General features: G+C 72.9%; 14 protein-coding genes and 1 pseudogene. 6 read left to right on the top strand and 9 right to left on the bottom strand.

Annotated features, from left to right (window positions below; translation table 11 throughout):
- The first annotated feature begins 2 nt into the window (after positions 1-2).
- A complete protein-coding gene (gene rfbC, locus ACIGDI_RS42830; RefSeq protein WP_399908313.1) occupies positions 3-611 on the top strand; it encodes a dTDP-4-dehydrorhamnose 3,5-epimerase in 609 nt (202 codons plus the stop codon).
- Here the strand turns inward: rfbC and ACIGDI_RS42825 are convergent.
- The 7 genes from ACIGDI_RS42825 to ACIGDI_RS42795 all read right to left on the bottom strand — a co-directional run bounded on the left by ACIGDI_RS42825 (position 601) and on the right by ACIGDI_RS42795 (position 6,309).
- Positions 601-1,404 carry a class I SAM-dependent methyltransferase gene (locus ACIGDI_RS42825; protein ID WP_399908311.1) on the bottom strand — a complete coding sequence of 268 codons (804 nt, stop codon included), beginning with the start codon at positions 1,402-1,404 and terminating at the stop codon, positions 601-603. The two genes, rfbC and ACIGDI_RS42825, sit on opposite strands and share 11 nt — an antisense overlap.
- Positions 1,401-2,273 (bottom strand): dTDP-4-dehydrorhamnose reductase, encoded by an 873-nt coding sequence (gene rfbD / locus ACIGDI_RS42820; protein WP_399908308.1) that lies wholly within the window; start codon positions 2,271-2,273, stop codon positions 1,401-1,403. The genes ACIGDI_RS42825 and rfbD overlap by 4 nt, the downstream gene beginning before the upstream one ends.
- A complete protein-coding gene (gene rfbB / locus ACIGDI_RS42815) occupies positions 2,270-3,238 on the bottom strand; it encodes a dTDP-glucose 4,6-dehydratase (protein WP_399908305.1) in 969 nt (322 codons plus the stop codon). Before rfbB ends, rfbD begins: the two co-directional genes overlap by 4 nt.
- A complete protein-coding gene (locus ACIGDI_RS42810) occupies positions 3,235-4,302 on the bottom strand; it encodes a glucose-1-phosphate thymidylyltransferase (RefSeq protein ID WP_399908302.1) in 1,068 nt (355 codons plus the stop codon). The genes rfbB and ACIGDI_RS42810 overlap by 4 nt, the downstream gene beginning before the upstream one ends.
- A 128-nt stretch (positions 4,303-4,430) precedes the next feature.
- Entirely contained in the window at positions 4,431-4,610 is a 180-nt protein-coding gene (locus tag ACIGDI_RS42805) for a hypothetical protein (protein WP_200704100.1), read from the bottom strand.
- A gap of 237 nt (positions 4,611-4,847) precedes the next feature.
- Positions 4,848-5,267, bottom strand: a complete 420-nt coding sequence (locus ACIGDI_RS42800) for a CBS domain-containing protein (protein ID WP_399908299.1) — start codon at positions 5,265-5,267, stop codon at positions 4,848-4,850.
- A gap of 73 nt (positions 5,268-5,340) precedes the next feature.
- The gene (locus ACIGDI_RS42795) at positions 5,341-6,309 is read right to left on the bottom strand and encodes an alpha/beta hydrolase (RefSeq protein WP_399908296.1); all 969 of its coding nucleotides are present in this window, start codon (positions 6,307-6,309) and stop codon (positions 5,341-5,343) included.
- 201 nt (positions 6,310-6,510) lie between these two features.
- On the opposite strand from ACIGDI_RS42795, the gene ACIGDI_RS42790 reads away from it, so the two are divergent.
- On the top strand, positions 6,511-6,966 hold the full coding sequence (locus ACIGDI_RS42790; RefSeq protein WP_351581450.1) for a MarR family transcriptional regulator: 456 nt from the start codon (positions 6,511-6,513) through the stop codon (positions 6,964-6,966).
- Here the strand turns inward: ACIGDI_RS42790 and ACIGDI_RS42785 are convergent.
- Positions 6,953-9,412: a SpoIIE family protein phosphatase gene (locus tag ACIGDI_RS42785; RefSeq protein WP_399908292.1), complete on the bottom strand. Its 2,460-nt coding sequence runs from the start codon at positions 9,410-9,412 to the stop codon at positions 6,953-6,955. The genes ACIGDI_RS42790 and ACIGDI_RS42785 overlap by 14 nt on opposite strands.
- A gap of 187 nt (positions 9,413-9,599) precedes the next feature.
- On the opposite strand from ACIGDI_RS42785, the gene lanKC reads away from it, so the two are divergent.
- The 4 genes from lanKC (at position 9,600) to ACIGDI_RS42765 (ending at position 16,118) form a co-directional block, all read left to right on the top strand.
- A complete protein-coding gene (gene lanKC, locus ACIGDI_RS42780; RefSeq protein ID WP_399908362.1) occupies positions 9,600-12,164 on the top strand; it encodes a class III lanthionine synthetase LanKC in 2,565 nt (854 codons plus the stop codon).
- 75 nt (positions 12,165-12,239) lie between these two features.
- Entirely contained in the window at positions 12,240-12,356 is a 117-nt protein-coding gene (locus ACIGDI_RS42775) for a SapB/AmfS family lanthipeptide (RefSeq protein WP_030937754.1), read from the top strand.
- Positions 12,357-12,465: 109 nt separating this feature from the next.
- Positions 12,466-14,208, top strand: a complete 1,743-nt coding sequence (locus ACIGDI_RS42770; RefSeq protein ID WP_399908289.1) for an ABC transporter ATP-binding protein — start codon at positions 12,466-12,468, stop codon at positions 14,206-14,208.
- Positions 14,205-16,118 (top strand): ATP-binding cassette domain-containing protein, encoded by a 1,914-nt coding sequence (locus ACIGDI_RS42765; RefSeq protein WP_399908286.1) that lies wholly within the window; start codon positions 14,205-14,207, stop codon positions 16,116-16,118. Before ACIGDI_RS42770 ends, ACIGDI_RS42765 begins: the two co-directional genes overlap by 4 nt.
- On the opposite strand, the pseudogene ACIGDI_RS42760 reads toward ACIGDI_RS42765, so the two are convergent.
- Positions 16,041-16,385: pseudogene (locus ACIGDI_RS42760) on the bottom strand (LuxR C-terminal-related transcriptional regulator); the annotation flags it as partial. The gene ACIGDI_RS42765 and the pseudogene ACIGDI_RS42760 sit on opposite strands and share 78 nt — an antisense overlap.
- Between the last annotated feature and the right edge of the window lie 692 nt (positions 16,386-17,077).

Genomic DNA, 17,077 nt, shown 5'->3' with positions numbered 1-17,077 from the left:
GCGTGCGATCACTGGGTATTGAAGGCGCCTGGGCGCTCGAACCGAAGATCTTCCACGACGAGCGGGGCAGCTTCCACGAGTGGTACCGCAGCGCCCAGTTCCGCGAGGCCACCGGGTACGACCTGCCGCTGCGGCAGGCCAACCTCTCGGTGTCCCGCTGGGGCGTGGTGCGCGGCGTGCACTTCGCGGACGTGCCGCCCGGGCAGGCCAAGTACATCACCTGTGTGCGCGGGGCCGTCCTTGACGTGGTGGTCGACCTGCGCGTCGGCTCGCCGACGTTCGCGCAGTGGGAGGCCGTGCGCCTCGACGAGGACGCCCGGCACGCCCTGTTCATCGCGGAGGGGCTCGGCCACGCCTTCATGGCCCTGACCGAGGACGCGACCGTGGTGTACCTGACGTCGGAGGGCTACGCGCCCGAGCGGGAGCACGGCGTGCACGCCCTCGACCCGGACCTGGGCATCACCTGGCCGGAGGGCATCAGTCCGGTGCTCTCCCCGAAGGACGAGCAGGCTCCGTCGCTGGCCGAAGCCCGGGAGACCGGGCTGCTGCCGTCGTACGAAGCCTGCTCCGCCTACTACGAGAAGCTGCGTGGCGGCTCGGTCAGCGACTGACGGCGAGCGGCTGCAGCGCGGTCCTCAGCGGCTCCCAGCCCCGGGAGCGGCTCAGGCCGCGGTTGCGGGCGCGCACCAGGGGGCGCCAGAAGTCGGCCTCCAGCAGGGTCTCCGGCTTGACCGCCTTCACGCGCTCCAGGACCGACTCGGGCACCTTCTGCGGGTCGGGCACGTCGAACTCGGCCATGATGTCGTCGTACTTGTCCTTCAGCACCGTGTTCTTGGGGTCGGCGCCGAAGACGATGAGCTGGCCGGTGGGCTGGGTGTCCACGAGCACCGTCACCAGGTCGGGACGGTAGCGCTCCAGGATCTCGATGATCTTGTAGACGTCGCCGGTCCAGGCGGTGGTGTGCCGGTCGCGGGCCGCCTCGTCGATGCTGCGCGGCAGCATGTCGTCGAAGACGATCACGCTGGACCAGTCGGAGTGCTTCTCGATGTTGATGAAGTCCCGCAGCGCGTACTCGAACAGGTGCATGCCGTCGATGAACGACAGGTCGAGCGTGGTGCGCCGCCAGTGGCCCAGCGGGCTGCGGCCCCGGCGCAGGTTGCGCAGCGGGTGGCGGCCGCCCTTGAGGTGCGCGAGGGGGTTGTCGCGGGCGAAGAAGTCGTCGCTGGTGGCCTTCACCAGGTGGACGTCGCACTTGATCTCCGTGACCACCTTGAAGGCCGGGTCGACGGCGATGCTGGGCACGCGCGACAGCTTCAGGCTGCGGCCGTCGTTGACTCCGATCTCCAGGTAGTTGCGGTTGGCGGTGGCCTTGTGCAGGCCCCGCAGGAACTCGTGGCGTTTCACGAAGGGGACTCCTTGCGGATCAGTGGAAGTGCCTCGTGCAGGGCGGCGCGCCAGTCGCGCAGCGGCGGCAGGCCCAGCTGCCGCCAGCGGTCGTGGCCGAGGACGCTGTAGGCGGGCCGGGGGGCCGGGCGGGAGTAGGCCTCGCTGCCGACCGGCCGTACCCGGTCGGGGTCGGCGCCGAGGCCGCGGAAGACCTCGCGGGCCAGCCCGAACCAGGTGGTCTCGCCGGAGCTGGTGGCGTGCAGGACACCGCTCGCGCCCCGGCCCACGTGGGGGCCGAGGTCGGCGACGCGCGCGGCGACGTCCGCGCTCCAGGTCGGCTGCCCGCGCTGGTCGTCGACGACGTCGAGGGTGTCGCGGCGGGACTCCAGGTCGATCATCGTGCGGACGAAACTACGCCCGTGGACCCCGTAGAGCCAAGCAGTTCGCAGGATCGCGCTCGCTGCGGGGAGCTCCTCGGTCACGGCCCGCTCCCCGGCCAGCTTGGTGCGGCCGTAGGCGGTGCGCGGGCCCGTGGGGTGGTCCTCCGGGTAGGGCGTGTGGGCGTCGCCCGCGAAGACGTAGTCGGTGGAGACGTGGATCAGGCGCGCGCCCAGGGTCGAGCAGGCGCGGGCGAGGTTGCGGGGTCCGTCGCCGTTGATGGCGAGGGCCCGTTCCTCGTCGGTCTCCGCGTCGTCGACGGCCGTGTACGCGGCGCAGTTGACGACCAGCTCGGGGCGGTGCTCGGCCAGCGCCGCCTCGACCGCGTCCGGCCGGGTGATGTCCAGGGCCGCGCGGTCGAGGCCCGTGACGTCCTCGCCGCGCCGGAGCAGTTCCTCCACGGTGTCCCGGCCGAGCATGCCGCCGGCACCGGTGATCAGCCACCTCATGCCGACCGCCGCTTCAGGGGCTCCCACCAGTCGCGGTTGTCGCGGTACCAGGTGATCGTGTCGGCGAGGCCGGTGGTGAAGTCGTGGCGGGGGCGGTAGCCGAGTTCGTCGCGGGCCTTGCTCCAGTCGACGGAGTAGCGCAGGTCGTGTCCCTTGCGGTCCTCGACGTGCTCGACCATGTCCCAGCCCGCGCCGCAGGCCTGGAGCAGCAGGCCGGTGAGTTCCTTGTTGCTCAGTTCGGTGCCGCCGCCGATGTTGTAGACCTCGCCGGGGCGGCCCTTGGTGCGCACCAGGTCCACGCCGAGGCAGTGGTCCTCGACGTGCAGCCAGTCGCGGACGTTGAGGCCCTCGCCGTAGAGCGGGACCTTCTTGCCGTCCAGGAGGTTGGTCACGAACAGCGGGATGACCTTCTCGGGGTACTGGTGCGGGCCGTAGTTGTTGGAGCAGCGGGTGACCCGGACGTCCAGGCCGTGGGTGCGGTGGTAGGCGAGGGCCAGCAGGTCGGAGGAGGCCTTGGAGGCGGAGTAGGGCGAGTTGGGCCGCAACGGGTGGTCCTCGGGCCAGGAGCCCTGCTCGATGGAGCCGTAGACCTCGTCGGTGGAGATGTGCACGAAGGGGCCCACCCGGTGGCGCAGCGCCGCGTCCAGCAGGGTCTGGGTGCCGACCACGTTGGTGAGGACGAAGTCGGTCGCACCGGTGATCGAGCGGTCCACGTGGGACTCTGCGGCGAAGTGCACCACCTGGTCAGCCTCGGCGACGAGCTTGTCGACGAGCTCGGCGTCACGGATGTCGCCCTGCACGAACTCCAGCCGCGGGTGGTCGAGTTCGAGGTTGTCGAGGTTGCCGGCGTAGGTGAGCTTGTCCAGCACGGTGATCCGGGGCGTGTCGGGCGCTCCGGGGGCCAGCAGCATGCGGACGTAGGCGGAGCCGATGAATCCGGCGGCGCCGGTGACGAGGAGATTCATGTATGGATCTGCACCTTGCTGTGGTCGCCGAGGACGAGACGGTGGGCGCTGGGGACACTGGGAGCCGGTGTCACCTCGACGTGCCGGCCGATGAGGGAGTTCTCGATGCGCCCCACGCCGAGGATGGAGGAGTCGCGCAGGACGATGGAGAACTCCAGCTCGCTGTCGGTGATCCGGCAGTTCTCCGCGACGGAGGTGAAGGGACCGACGTAGGAGTCCTCGACGACGGTGCCGGCGCCGATCACGACGGGCCCCACGATCCGTGAGCGCTCCACCCGTGCGCCCTCCTCGATCACGACGCGCCCTATCGTCTCGGACTCCTCGTCGACCTCGCCGTCGATACGGCGGTCGAGGCCCTCCAGGACGGTCCGGTTGACCTCGAGCATGTCGACGACGTTCCCGGTGTCCTTCCAGTAGCCCTCGATGACCGTACAGCGGACGTCGGCACGGGCGTCGATGAGGTGCTGGATGGCGTGGGTGATCTCGAGTTCGCCGCGCCAGGAGGGGCGGATGGAGCGGACCGCCTCGTGGATGAGCGGCGTGAACAGGTAGACGCCGACGAGGGCGAAGTCGCTCTTGGGGTGCTCGGGCTTCTCCTCCAGCCCGACGACCTGCCCGGAGGCGTCGAGTTCGGCGACGCCGAAGGAGCGCGGGTCGGCCACCTGGGTGAGCAGGATCTGGGCGTCGGGTCGGTTTCGGCGGAACTCCTCGACGAGGCCGCTGATGCCTCCGACGATGAAGTTGTCGCCGAGGTACATGACGAAGTCGTCGTCGCCGAGCCAGTCCCGCGCGATCAGTACCGCGTGGGCCAGCCCGAGAGGCCGCTCCTGGGGGATGTAGGTGATCTCAAGGCCGAACTTGGATCCGTCGCCGACCGCTTCCTGGATCTCCTCGGCGGTGTCACCCACGATGACACCGACCTCGGTGATGCCGGCAGCGGCGATGGACTCCAGACCGTAGAAGAGCACGGCCTTGTTCGCCACGGGCACGAGCTGCTTGGCCGACGTGTGCGTGATCGGCCTCAATCGAGTACCGGCGCCGCCGGACAGCACGAGAGCCTTCATCTGCTTCACCCTAGCGTCGATCGCCGTAAAGGGGGCGTTCGGTCAGGGCCTCCAGGTGACGAAAGCGCTGCACCACCTGTCCGGCGGTGCAGCGGATGCCCTGGTGCGGGTGGGCGGTGGGGGGACGGTCAGTCCTCGCCGCGCACGATGTTCCATTCGGTGTCCCGCAGGGCCGATCGGGTGGTCTTCTCGTCCAGGAAGGCCGGCAGGCAGGTCCGCACGACACCCTTGCCGTGCACGTGCCGTGCATTCGACGAGCCGGTGTCCGACCGGCCCGTGGCGGGCTTCTCACTGATGGGTGACGTCACTGCGGCTCATCTTCCTTCTGCCTCGATGCTTCCGGTCCGGGTCCCCCACCGAGGCCTCGTCAAACGCCGCTCGGCAGCCCTACATGGTGACGGCGTTCTGCATCTTCCTGTTCGCCGGGCTGCCGCCACTCGCCATGAGTGCCGAACCGGCCCGGCCGGGGCCGCAGTTCCTGAACGAGCACACCTGACGGCCGGTCGAGGAGGGCAGGCGGGGGTCGGCAACCCTCGTTCGGGTGGTCAGTCGTTGGGCCGGGCCACGCTGATGTCCCCCAGGGCGGAGTCCGGGTCGCGTTCCATGGCCAGGTCGGCGAGGGAGACGATGCCGACGGGCCGGCCGTGGTCGACGACCGGGATGCGGCGTACGGCGTGCTCGCGCATCAGTGTGATCGCGAGGTCGAGGTCGTCGTCGGGGCCGACGGTGACCAGGTCGTCGCTGCAGGCGCCGGAGACGGTGTTCTCCTCGGGGTCGCCGCCCTCGGCGAGGGACCGCACGACCAGGTCGCGGTCGGTGACCAGGCCGCGCAGCCGGTCGCCGTCCGTCACGAGGACGGCGCCGAGGTCCTGGTCACGCATGATGCGGGCCACGGCGGTCACCGAGGTCTGCGCGCCGACCGTCGTGGGGTGGCCGGTCATGATGTCGCTGACGTGCTGGGGCATGATGTGCCCTCCTGGGTGCCGGACGGCGGCGCGGGTCGCCGCCGTCCGCTCCGGGTACCCGGGGCAGCGCCGGTCAGGCGGTGCCCAGCGCGGCGCGCAGGGTGGCGACGGCCTGGTTGATGGCGGCTTCGGCGGCGTGTGTCTCGCGCAGGGCGTTGAGCATGACGAAGTCGTGGATGATGCCCTGGTAGCGCACGGCGGTGACGGGCACGCCGGCCTCGCGCAGCTTGTTGGCGTAGGCCTCGCCCTCGTCGCGCAGGACGTCGGCCTCGCCGGTGATGACCAGGGCCGGGGGCAGTCCGGCCAGCTGCTCGGTGGAGGCGCGCAGCGGGGAGGCGGTGATCTGCGCCCGTTCCGCCTCGTCGGTCGTGTACTGGTCCCAGAACCACTGCATTGCGTCGCGGCGCAGGAAGTAGCCGGTGGCGAACTGGTGGTAGGAGGCGGTGTCGAAGCTCGCGTCGGTCACCGGGTAGAACAGCACCTGCTGCACCAGCGGGACGTCCCCGCGCTCCTTGGCCATCAGCGTCAGCGCGGCGGTCATGTTGCCGCCGACGGAGTCACCGGCCACGGCCAGCCGTGAGGCGTCCAGGCCCTTGTCGGCCCCCTCCCGCACGATCCACTGCGCGACGGTGTAGTTCTGCTCGATGGCGACGGGGTAGCGCGCCTCGGGCGAGAGGTCGTACTCGGGGAAGACCACCGCGGCGTTCGCTCCGACGGCGAGTTCGCGGACTAGGCGGTCGTGGGTGTGGGCGTTGCCGAACACCCAGCCGGCGCCGTGGATGTAGAGGATCACCGGCAGGGTGCCGGAGGCCCCGGCGGGCCTGACGACGCGGGCGCGGACGCTGCCCGTCGGGCCGCCGGAGACGGTGATCCACTCCTCGTCGACGCCGGGCTTGGCGATCTCGCCGGACTGCACCTCGTCGACCGTCTTACGGCCCTCGACCGGGCCGAGGTCGAACAGGTACGGCGGGTTGGCGGTGGCCTCGACGAAGGCCTGGGCGGCGGGTTCGAGGACGGGGCGGGATGCGGTGCTGTCGGTCATGACGGCCTCCTCCGGTCTGGGTGCCGCGGGCACGCCCCGGCGGGGGCACCGGGCGGGTGCGGCACGAGAAGAAGAGTAGCTCTCGATTAAGTCGCACACAACTTAATCGCTACCGATATCTTCGTACTCGATTCAATCGAACAGACTGGAACGGTAGACTCGGTGATCGCCGTGGACAGCACCGCACTCGGGAGCCGCACCGTGAGTCCAGCCGCAGTGGAGCCGAGCGAGGGATCGCTCCTCCTGGACGACCAGCTCTGCTTCGCGCTCTACGCCGCCTCGCGCGCCGTCACCGCGCGCTACCGCCCCCTGCTCGACGAACTCGGCCTGACCTACCCGCAGTACCTGGTGATGCTCGTCCTGTGGGAGCAGGACTCGATCTCCGTGCGCGATCTCGGCGCCTCGCTCCAGCTGGAGTCCAGCACCCTGTCTCCGCTGCTCAAGCGGCTGGAGGCGAACGGGCTGCTGCGCCGGGAACGGCGCGCGGAGGACGAGCGGTCCGTCGCGATCCGGCTCACCGAGGCGGGCGCGGCGCTGCGCGAGCGGGCCCTGGCCGTCCCGCTCGCCATCGGCGACGCCATGGGGCTGACGCCCGAACAGGACGCCCTGGCCAAGCAGTTGCTGCGCCTGATCACGGCCAACGTCAGCCACCGCTGAGCGCCAGCTCGGCCCACACCTGCTTGCCCCCGCTGACCGGCACGGTCCCCCAGGTGTCCGACATGGCCTCCACCAGGAGGATGCCGCGGCCGCCGGTCGCCTCCCAGCTGATGCTCGTCGGCTTGGCCGGGGTACGGGGCGAGGCGTCGGACACCGAGATGCGCAGCCGGTTGTCCAGGAGGGTGAGGTCGAGGCGGACGCGGCCGTCGGTGTGCACGAGGGCGTTGGTGACCAGTTCGGACACGATCAGCAGGGCGGGGTCCCGGTTGACCGCGGGCACGCCCCAGGAGCGCAGGGTGCGCCGGGTGAAGCGGCGGGCGTGCCCGACGGCCTCGGGGACCCGCCACACCGTCCAGCCCTCGCGCAGCGGGCGCAGGGCCATGCCGTCGTAGCGCAACAGGAGCAGGGCGACGTCGTCGCCGCGGTGGGCGTTGCCGAGCAGGGCGTCGGCGACCAGGCCGAGGTGGGCGGGGTCGGAGGCGGCCAGTTCGCCGGCCAGGCGGTTCATGCCGGTGTCGATGTCGGCCTCGGCGGACTCCACCAGTCCGTCGGTGGTCAGCGCTATGACGGTGCCGGGGCGCAGGCGCAGCACGCTCATCGGGAAGTCGGCCCGCGCCATCACGCCCAGCGGGGGCCCGCCGTCGGACTCGGGGATCTCCGTACCGCCGTCCGGGTGACGCAGCACCGGCGGCAGGTGGCCGGCGCGGACGTACCAGGCGGAGCCCTCCTCCATGTCGACGTCGACGTAGCAGCAGGTGGCGAAGAGGTCGGTCTCGATGTCCAGCAGGAGGCGGTTGGCGTGGGAGACGACGACGTCCGGCGGGTGGCCCTCGACGGCGTAGGCGCGCAGCGCCGTGCGCATCTGGCCCATGAGGGTGGCGGCGGCCGTGCTGTGGCCCTGCACGTCACCGATGACGAGGGCCACGTGGTTGTCGGGCAGCGGGATCACGTCGTACCAGTCGCCGCCCACCTCCAGGCCGGCGGTGGCGGGCAGGTAGCGGGCGACGGCGACCGCACCGGGCAGCGTGGGCAGGCGGCGCGGCAGCAGCTGGCGCTGGAGCATGCCGACCAGCTCGTGCTCGGCGTCGAAGGCGTGGGCACGCATCAGGGCCTGACCGGCGAGCCCGGCGGAGGCGGTGAGCAGGGCCCGTTCGTCTGGCCCGAACTCGTGCGGAGCGTCCCAGCCGATCAGGCAGGCGCCGGCCATGCGGCCCGCGGCCGGCAGCGGCAGCACGGCGAGGCCGCCGGGCCCGACGTCGGCCAGCGCGGGCTCGAGGGCGGTGTCGGCGGGCCAGATCTGGGCGCGGCCCTCGCGCAGCGCGGCCGCGAGGGTCGGCATGGCGCGCACGGGGGCGTCCGGCCACTCCGAGCGCCACTCCAGCTGCCACAACTCGGGCCAGGACTCCGGTTCGGGCGGGTCGAGGACCGTGACGACGAGCCGCTCGCCCTCCAGCTCGGCCAGCGCGATCCGGTCCGCCCGCAGCGGCTTGCGCAGGGCGGCGACCACGGCCTGGCTGACGTCCCGGACGGTGCCCGCGGTGGCGAGGGCGGAGGCCAGGCGCTGCACCCGCGTCACGTCCGTGACGTCGGAGCGCAGCGAGGAGGCGTCGGCGACGGTGCCCACCAGCCGGGCCTGGCGGCCCTCGCCGCCGGGCAGCAGGCGGCCGCGCAGCCGCAGCCACTTCGGCGGGCCCGCGGGCTGCAGCACCCGGAACTCCAGCTCGCGCTCGCCGATGGACATGTGGTCGGCCTCGACGACGGACATCAGCGAGGGCAGGTCCTCGGGTACGGTCAGGCCGAGCAGGGTCTCCACCTTGCCGTCGAACTCGGCGCGGGTGAGGGCGAACAGATCCAGGATGTCGTCACCGACCTCGACCCGGCCGCTGTCCATGGCCAGGCTGAAGGAGCCCGCGAGCAGCTCCCCGCCCTCGGCGGCGCGGACCGACGCGGGCGCGCCGACGGCGTCGGCGATCAGCTCCAGGCACTTGCGGTCGTCGGTGTCGAAGCCCTCGCGGCGCTCGCTCACCGCCAGCAGACAGCCGCCGCCGCCGTCGCCGCGCGCGGGCAGCGCCGCCACGAAGAAGTCCCCCGACGGCGTCCGCCGGGACTCGGCGTGCTCGGCGAGCTGCTCGGGCCCGAGCCACACCGCGCTGCCCGAGCGATGGGCGTCGGCCACCGCGGAGTGACCGGAGCGGGGATAGCTGTCCCGCAGTCCGAACAGGGTGCGCGGCACCCCCGCCGACTCCACCAGGCACAGCACGTCGGGGTCCTGGCCCGGGGCGTACAAGGCTACGCAGGCCGCACCGGCGTAGACGAGCGCCTGCTCCAGGACGCGACGCACCCGTTCGAGCGAGGCCGGACCGCTCATGAGCGCTTTCAGAGCGCCTTCGGCACGCAGGAGTCGCGTTCTGCGTCCCTCCGCGCCCTCACTGACCACGTCCGTCATTACAGCGCGTATCAGCCGCCCGCGCAGCCCCTGTGAGCGTTCCGGGGAGGTCAGAAGGCGTGTCAGCTCGAAACGGACCGAACATGACTTGACCCGTGCGTACCGCACGGTGGTCTCGTGACACACGTGACTGTCCGGGGCCCCCGCCCGGCTGGAAGTCTCGATGACGAGCCACAGAGGGGGTTCGATGGACAAGCGGTACGAGGTGTACGCGCTGGCGGACAGACACTTCTACGAGACGCCGGACCGGCTCTCGGCGAGCGGTGAGCAGTCCGCACCCGAGTTCGACACGGCGCGCCGGACGGTACCCGAGGGCTGGGACGCGGCGCGGATCGGCGACTGGCTGACGCTGACGCCGCTCGAGGCGGACGGCGGTGTGGTGGCCGGCCCGTCGCAGGGCTGGAAGATCCACGCCTCGGCCAACCGGGCGAACGCCGAGCGGATCGCCGCGATCGTGTGGGACTACTGCGTGCCGCGCCGCATCCCGTTCAAGTTCGTGCCGGCGCCGCATCTGCTGCATCTGCGCAACACCAAGTACGCGGGCCGCGACAACAGCGGCAAGTTCGTCACCGTCTACCCGGCCGACGAGGAGCAGCTGCACCTGGTGCTGCGCGAGCTGGGCGAGCTGCTGAAGGGCTTCGAGGGGCCGTACATCCTCACGGACCTGCGCTGGTACGACGGTCCGCTCTACGTCCGCTACGGCGCCTTCGCGCGCGCCTTCACCGTCGACGAGCGCGGCTCGCTGGTGCCGGCGGTGCGCGACGGCGAGGGACGACTGGTGCCGGACCGGCGGGCGCCGTCCTTCCAGGTGCCGGAGTGGGTCACTCTGCCGGCCTTCCTCGAACCGCATCTGGCGGCCCGCAACACCACGACGGTGGGCGACCTCCCGTACCGCATCGAGAAGGCGCTGCACTTCTCCAACGGCGGCGGGGTGTACGCGGGCACCGACACCCGCAGCGGGCGCAAGGTCGTACTGAAGGAGGGGCGGCCGCACGCGGGGCTGGCCTCCGACGGGGCGGACGCGATCGCCCGGCTGGAGCGGGAGAAGCAGGCCCTGGAGCAGGTGGCCGGGACCGGTGTGGTGCCGGAGGTGCGGGACTGGTTCACGCTGGGCGACCACCGGTTCCTGGTCATGGACTTCGTCGAGGGACGCCCGCTCAACTCCTTCTTCGCCGAACGCCATCCGCTGCTGTCGCCCGACCCCGATCCGGACGCCGTGGCCGCCTACGCGCGGTGGGCGGTGCGCATCCACGGGGCCGTGGAGCGTGCGGTGGAGGCGGTGCACGCGCGCGGGATCGTCTTCAACGACCTGCACGTCTTCAACATCATGGTGGCGCCGGACGAGGAGTCGGTCTTCCTGATCGACTTCGAGGCGGCGGCGCCGGTCGAGGAAGGCGGTCGCCAGGTCGTCGCCCACCCCGGCTTCTTCGCGCCGCCCGACCGCACCGGAGTCGAGGTCGACCGGTACGCGCTGGCCTGTCTGCGGCTGGCTCTCTTCCTGCCCGTGACCACGCTGTTCGTGGTGGACCGGGGCAAGGCGGCGCACCTGGCCGAGGTGATCGCCGAGCAGTTCCCCGAGGTGCCGCGCGCCTTCCTCGACGAGGCGGTCGCCGAGATCACGCGGGGCGTGCGGGCTCCGGCCCTGGTGCGGCCCGACGACTGGCCGCACAGCCGGGACTCGATGATCGGGGCGATCCTGGCCTCGGCCACACCCGAGCGCGACGACCGGCTCTTCCCGGGCGACATCGCCCAGTTCTCCGACGGCGGCGGACTCGGCCTCGCCCACGGCGCGGCCGGGGTGCTGTACACGCTCGCCGCGGCCGGCGCCGAACGCTACGAGGAGGGCGAGCGCTGGCTGCTCGCCCACACGGACCCGGCACCGGCGGGCACACCCCTCGGTCTCTACGACGGCCTCGCCGGGGTCGCCCACGTCCTGGACCGCCTCGGCCACCGGCAGCGGGCCCTCGATCTGGTCGAGGGCATCCTGGCCGAGAACTGGCAGCGGCTGTCCTCCGACCTGAACGGCGGACTGGCCGGCCTGGGCCTGGTCCTGGGCGAACTGGCCCGCGTCACGGGCGAGTCGGAGCTGCGCGAACGGGCGGCCGAGGCCGCGGACATCCTCGTACGACGGCTGGCCGAACCGCTGCCGGAGACACGCGCACGGCGCCGGGCCGGGCTGCTGCGGGGCGCGAGCGGGCCCGCGCTGTTCCTGCTGCGGCAGTACGAGTGGACCGGCGACGAACGACTTCTCGACGCGGCCGGCGCCGCCCTCCGCCGCGACCTGGACTGCTGTGTCGTGCAGCGGAGCACCGGCGGACTGGAGGTCGACGAGGGCTGGCGGACCCTGCCTTACCTCGGCGACGGCAGCGTCGGCATCGGCATGGTGCTCGACGACTATCTCGCGCACGCCTCCGACCCGGAGTTCGAAAAAGCGCGGGCGGGCATCCTCACCGCCGCCACCTCCCGCTTCTACGCCCAGCCCGGCCTCTTCCAGGGCCGCGCCGGAATGGTCCTGCACCTCGGCCGCACTACCGAACCGGGCGCGACCGGGCGGCAGTTGACCGAACAGATCGCCGCACTGGGCTGGTACGCGATGGCGTACGAGGGCCGACTGGCCTTCCCCGGGCACCAGATGATGCGGCTCTCCATGGACCTCTCGACCGGAACGGCGGGCTGTCTGCTCGCGCTGGACGCGGCTGCCTCGGGCACCGCCCACCTGCCGTTCCTCCCGCCGCCACGGCGGCCCTCATGACGCGGCTCCGCAATCTGACGGAGTCGTGACCCAACCCCGTCCCCACGGGTGAACAGAGAAGGAAAGGGAAAAGAAATGGCACTGCTCGACCTGCAGACCATGGAATCCGACGAGCACACGGGCGGCGGCGGCGCCAGCACGGCCAGCCTGCTCTCCTGCATCAGCGCCGCGAGCGTTCTGCTCTGTCTCTGACGCTCTGAACACCGTGCGCACACGGCCCCGGGCGGTCCGCTCCCACCAGGGAGGGGCCGCCCGCGGTCCTGTGGCGCCCCTTCGACCCTGGATGCGAGGCCGCGGCCGTATGACGACTGGCGCCGTCCCCGGACAAGCACCGCCGCTGACGAGGCTCGCCACCCGGCACAGCCGGGCCGGTTGCGTGGCCCTGTGCCTGGTGAGCGCGGCCTCGACCGGGGCGGGCCTGCTGCTGCCCGCGGCGCTCGGCCGCACCCTCGACCTGCTGCTCGCCCACGCCCCCGCGACCCGCTGGGTGCTGGGCTGCGCGGCACTGATCCTGCTGACGGCCCTGTTCGACTCCGTCGAGACGGTGCTCGCCGGCACCGTCGACGCCCGGACGACCGCGTGGCTACGGCGCCGGCTGACCGGCCATGTGCTCGCCCTCGGCCCCCGCGCCACCGACCGTTTCGGCCCCGGCGACCTCATCGCCCGCCTCGTCGGCAACGCGGCGCAGTCCGGTACCGCCCCGGCCGCCCGGGCCGCACTGCTCGCCGCCCTCGCCGGACCCGTGGGAGGCGTCGTGGCGCTCGGTCTGGTGGACCCCTGGCTGGCGGCCGTCCTGCTCGCCGGCGCTCCCGTGCTGACCCTGCTGCTGCGCGCGTTCACCCGGGACACGACCCGGTGCGTGGCCGAGTACCAGCGGGTGCAGGGGCACATCGCGGGCGCCCTGTCGGAGGCGGTGGACGGTCACCGCACCGTCCGTGCGGCGGGTACGGCGGACAGGGAGACGGCGCGGATCCTGCGCCCCCTGCCGGAGCTGTCCCGCGCCGGTCACCGCATGTGGCGGGTGCAGGGGCGGGCCGCCGGACAGGCCTCCGCCGTCGCGCCGCTGCTGCAGCTCGGCGTGGTCGCCGTCGCCGGTGTGCTGCTCCTGCGGCACCGGCTCACCGTGGGCGAGGTGCTCGCGGCGTCCCGGTACGCGGTGCTGGCGACCGGGGTGGGCGTCCTGGTCGGCCAGTTCGCGAGCCTGGCCCGGGCCCGTGCCGCCACCGACCGTCTCGCCGAGGTGCTGACGCGGCCGGCCCCGGTCCACGGCGATCGCCGGCTGCCCGCCGGGCCCGGCAGGCTGGAGTTCCGTGCCGTGTCGGCGCGCCGGGGCGACCGCACCGTGCTCGACGGCCTCGACCTCGTCGTCCCCGGCGGCTCGACCCTCGCCGTGGTCGGCCGCTCCGGCAGCGGCAAGTCGCTGCTCGCCGCACTCGCCGGCCGGCTCACCGACCCCGACGCCGGCGAGGTCCTCCTCGACGGCGTCCCGCTGCGCGAGCTGTCCCACGACGAGCTGCGCCGAGCCGTCGGCTACGCCTTCGAACGCCCCGCCCTGCTCGGCACCACCATCGAGGACGCCATCGCCCTGGGCCGGTCCTCCCCCTCCCCCGCGCGCGTCCGCGAAGCGGCCCGTACCGCCCACGCCGACGAGTTCGTCCGCCGTCTGCCGCACGGCTACGACACCCGGTGCGAGGACGCCCCGCGCTCCGGCGGCGAGTCCCAACGCCTCGGCCTGGCACGGGCGTTCGCGCACGACGGTCGCCTGCTCGTGCTCGACGACGCGCTCTCCAGCCTCGACACGGTGACGGAGGCCCGCATCGCGCTGGCCCTGTCGGCCCACGGCTCGGGCGGCACCCGCCTGCTGATCGCCCACCGGGCGGCGACGGCGGCCCGAGCGGACGCGGTGGCGTGGCTGGACGGAGGGAGGGTGCGGGCGGTCGGGCCGCACGCGGAGCTGTGGCGCGAGGCGGGGTACCGGGCCGTGTTCGGCGGCGAGGGCGGCGAGACCGCTCAGGACGTCGAGTCGGCCGAGGGTGCGGCATGAGCGCCGGGATACGGTCCCGGGGCGCGCGTTTCCTGCGCGTCCGGTGGCGGGTCGTCCTGCGGCTCGCCTGCTGGTCCGTGCTGGAGACCGGGCAGACCTTCCTGACCGGGTACGCCCCGGCGCGGGCGCTCGACGCGGGGTTCCTGGCCGCCCGGGCCGGGGTCGGGCTGGCCTGGCTCGGGGTGGCCGGTATCGGCGTGCTCCTGGGCGCTTACGGCACCGCGCGGGTGTACGCGGCCGTCGCCGCCCTGGTGGAGCCGCTGCGGGACCGGCTGGTGGAGCGCGTGGTCGGGCGGGGGGTGCGGAAGGCCGACCGCGGGGCGCTGTCCGGGCTCACCCAGCAGGTGGAGATCGCGCGGGACACCTTCGCCGGGCTGGTGATGGTCTCGCGGTCGTTCGTGTTCACCGCGGTCGGGGCGCTCGTCGGGCTGTTCTCGCTCGCCCCGCTGCTGCTGCTCGTCGTCGGACCGCCGCTGCTGGCCGGAGTGGCCCTGTTCGCGGCGACGCTGCGGCCGCTGGCCCGCCGACAGGAGGCGTTCCTGGTGGCCGACGAGGCGCTGGCCGACCGGCTCGGCGCCGTGTGCCCGGGGCTGAGGGACGTCACGGCGACCGGGGCGGAGGAGCGGATCGCCGAGGACTGCGGGCGCCTCGTCGACGCCGAGTTCGGCGCCGCCCGCTCCCTCGCCCGCTGGAGCGTGCTGCGCGTCGCGTCCCTCGCCGTGGGCGGGCAGCTGCCCATCGTCCTGCTGCTGGCCGCCGCCCCCTGGCTGCTGGCCCGCGGCGTCACCACCGGCGCCCTGGTCGGCGCCCTCGCCTACGTCACCCAGTCCCTCCTCCCGGCCCTCCACAACCTGGTCCACGGCCTCGGCACCAGCGGCTCCCGCCTGACGGTGGTGCTGCGACGCCTGACGTCGACGGACGCGGAGAGCATCGGGGGTGGGGAAGAGGCCGCGCGGCGGGGCGAGTTGGGCTATGCGGCCTCACGGCAAAGGGAGTCGGCCGCTCGGCGCGCGTTCACGCCCGCCGTTCCCCCCGCGCTCTCCCTCTCCGGCGTCACCTTCGCCTACGGCCCCGCCTCCGCTCCCGTCGTCGAGGGGCTCGACCTCGTTCTCGCGGCCGGGGCGCATCTGGCGGTCGTCGGTCCCAGCGGGATCGGGAAGTCCACGCTGACGGGCCTGGTCGCGGGGCTGCTGCGGCCTGCGGAGGGGCGGATCGAGGTGTACGGCGAGCCGGTGCCCTCGGCGGCGGCCGCGGCGCGGCGCGTGCTGATCCCGCAGGAGGCGTACGTCTTCAGCGGCACCGTCGCCGACAACCTCGGCCACTTCCGGGCGGACCCCGTGCCGGAGGCGGAACTGCTCGCCGCGGCGGAGGCGGTCGGCATGGGGCCGCTGCTCGAACGGCTCGGCGGGCCGGGCGCCTTCGTCGATCCGGCGGCCCTGTCGGTGGGTGAGCGGCAGCTCGTCGCGCTGGCCCGGGCCTACCTGTCGTACGCCCCGCTCGCCCTCCTGGACGAGGCGACCTGCCATCTCGACCCGTGGGCGGAGGAACGCGCCGAGCGGGCCTTCGCGGCCCGGCCCGGCGGCACGCTGGTCGTCGTCGCCCACCGCATCAGCTCGGCGCGGCGGGCGGACCGGGTGCTGGTGATGGACGGCACGGGTACGGCGTTCGGGACGCACGACGAACTGCTGGACGTGTCGCCGCTGTACCGGGATCTGGTCGGCAGTTGGACGCCCGTACCGGCGCGGCGTTCAGAGCCAGCCCTCGCCCTGCGAGATGCGGATGGCGTCGATGCGGTTGCGCGCCCCGGTCTTGCGGGTGATGGCCGCCATGTAGTTGCGCACGGTCCCGTTGGACAGGTGCAGGCTTCCGGCGATCTCGGCAACGGAGGCTCCCTCCGCGGCCAGCGATAACACGCTCAACTCGCGGCGCGTCAACGGCATTTCCGCGGCCTTGAGGAAACCGAAGCCGAGCGAGTCGTCGACGAAACGTTTTCCCTCCGCAACGCGCCGGATGCCGCGCACCAGGTGCTCGGGCGAGCCCTCTTTGCCGACGTAGCCGAGCGCCCCCGCTTCGAGCGCGCGCTTCAGCAGGCCCGGCCTGTTCGCACCGGCAAGCACCAGAAGTCTGGGTGGGACCGGGCCCGGGCTGCGCGGGCAGAGCTCCCCCAGTGGGGGCATGCCGTAGGCGTCCGCGCATTCCAGGTCCACAGCGCAGACGTCGGGACACATCGCCCTGGCCCTGCCCGGCGCGCTCTGCCATGGCGTGTCCTCCACCCGCAGATCGGGTTCCCGGCGGAGCCACTCCGCCAGGACCGACCGCACCAGACACTCGTCGTGCACCAGAAGTACCCGGATCACTCCCCGCCCCCTCAATTCCCGTACGCCGGTTCCATGGTGTTGAGCGCGTGCCCATTGTTGGCGGCCCTCATCACCTGTGGGCGCGAAGAACCGGCCATCGGGTTGCGCGGGGGCGCACGCCAGGCGCCTACGCGCTGCGGCACGCATCACTTTGGGTGGCATGGGTCGGAGGCGGTTGGGTACGCGGGTCTTCTCACCGGAGGGCGCTCAGGCCTGCCCGCGTACGCGCCGCTATGCGGCGGCGAGGACTCCGTTTCCTCGTTCCCGGCCGGCCGGGCCGGGTGGCCGGAGGGCGCATCCGGTTCACCCCGCTCCGCCTCCCGGCCGTGCGACGAAGCTGACTGCATGCCCGCCGGGCACATGTCGGCGCACGTCCCGGTGGCCGTGAGGGGGTGGACGGGACCGCCGCGGTGCCATCGGCACGACCGGCGATAGTTGACCGAAACCGGTGACGGACACGACGCGGTCCGGCCCTCCCGCCGGAGGGCCGGACCGTCCACCGTCGACCGGAA

It is taken from the genome of Streptomyces sp. NPDC085900, assembly GCF_044540925.1.
Classification (GTDB): domain Bacteria; phylum Actinomycetota; class Actinomycetes; order Streptomycetales; family Streptomycetaceae; genus Streptomyces; species Streptomyces gilvifuscus.
This window is presented reverse-complemented; position numbering and strand designations above follow the sequence as displayed.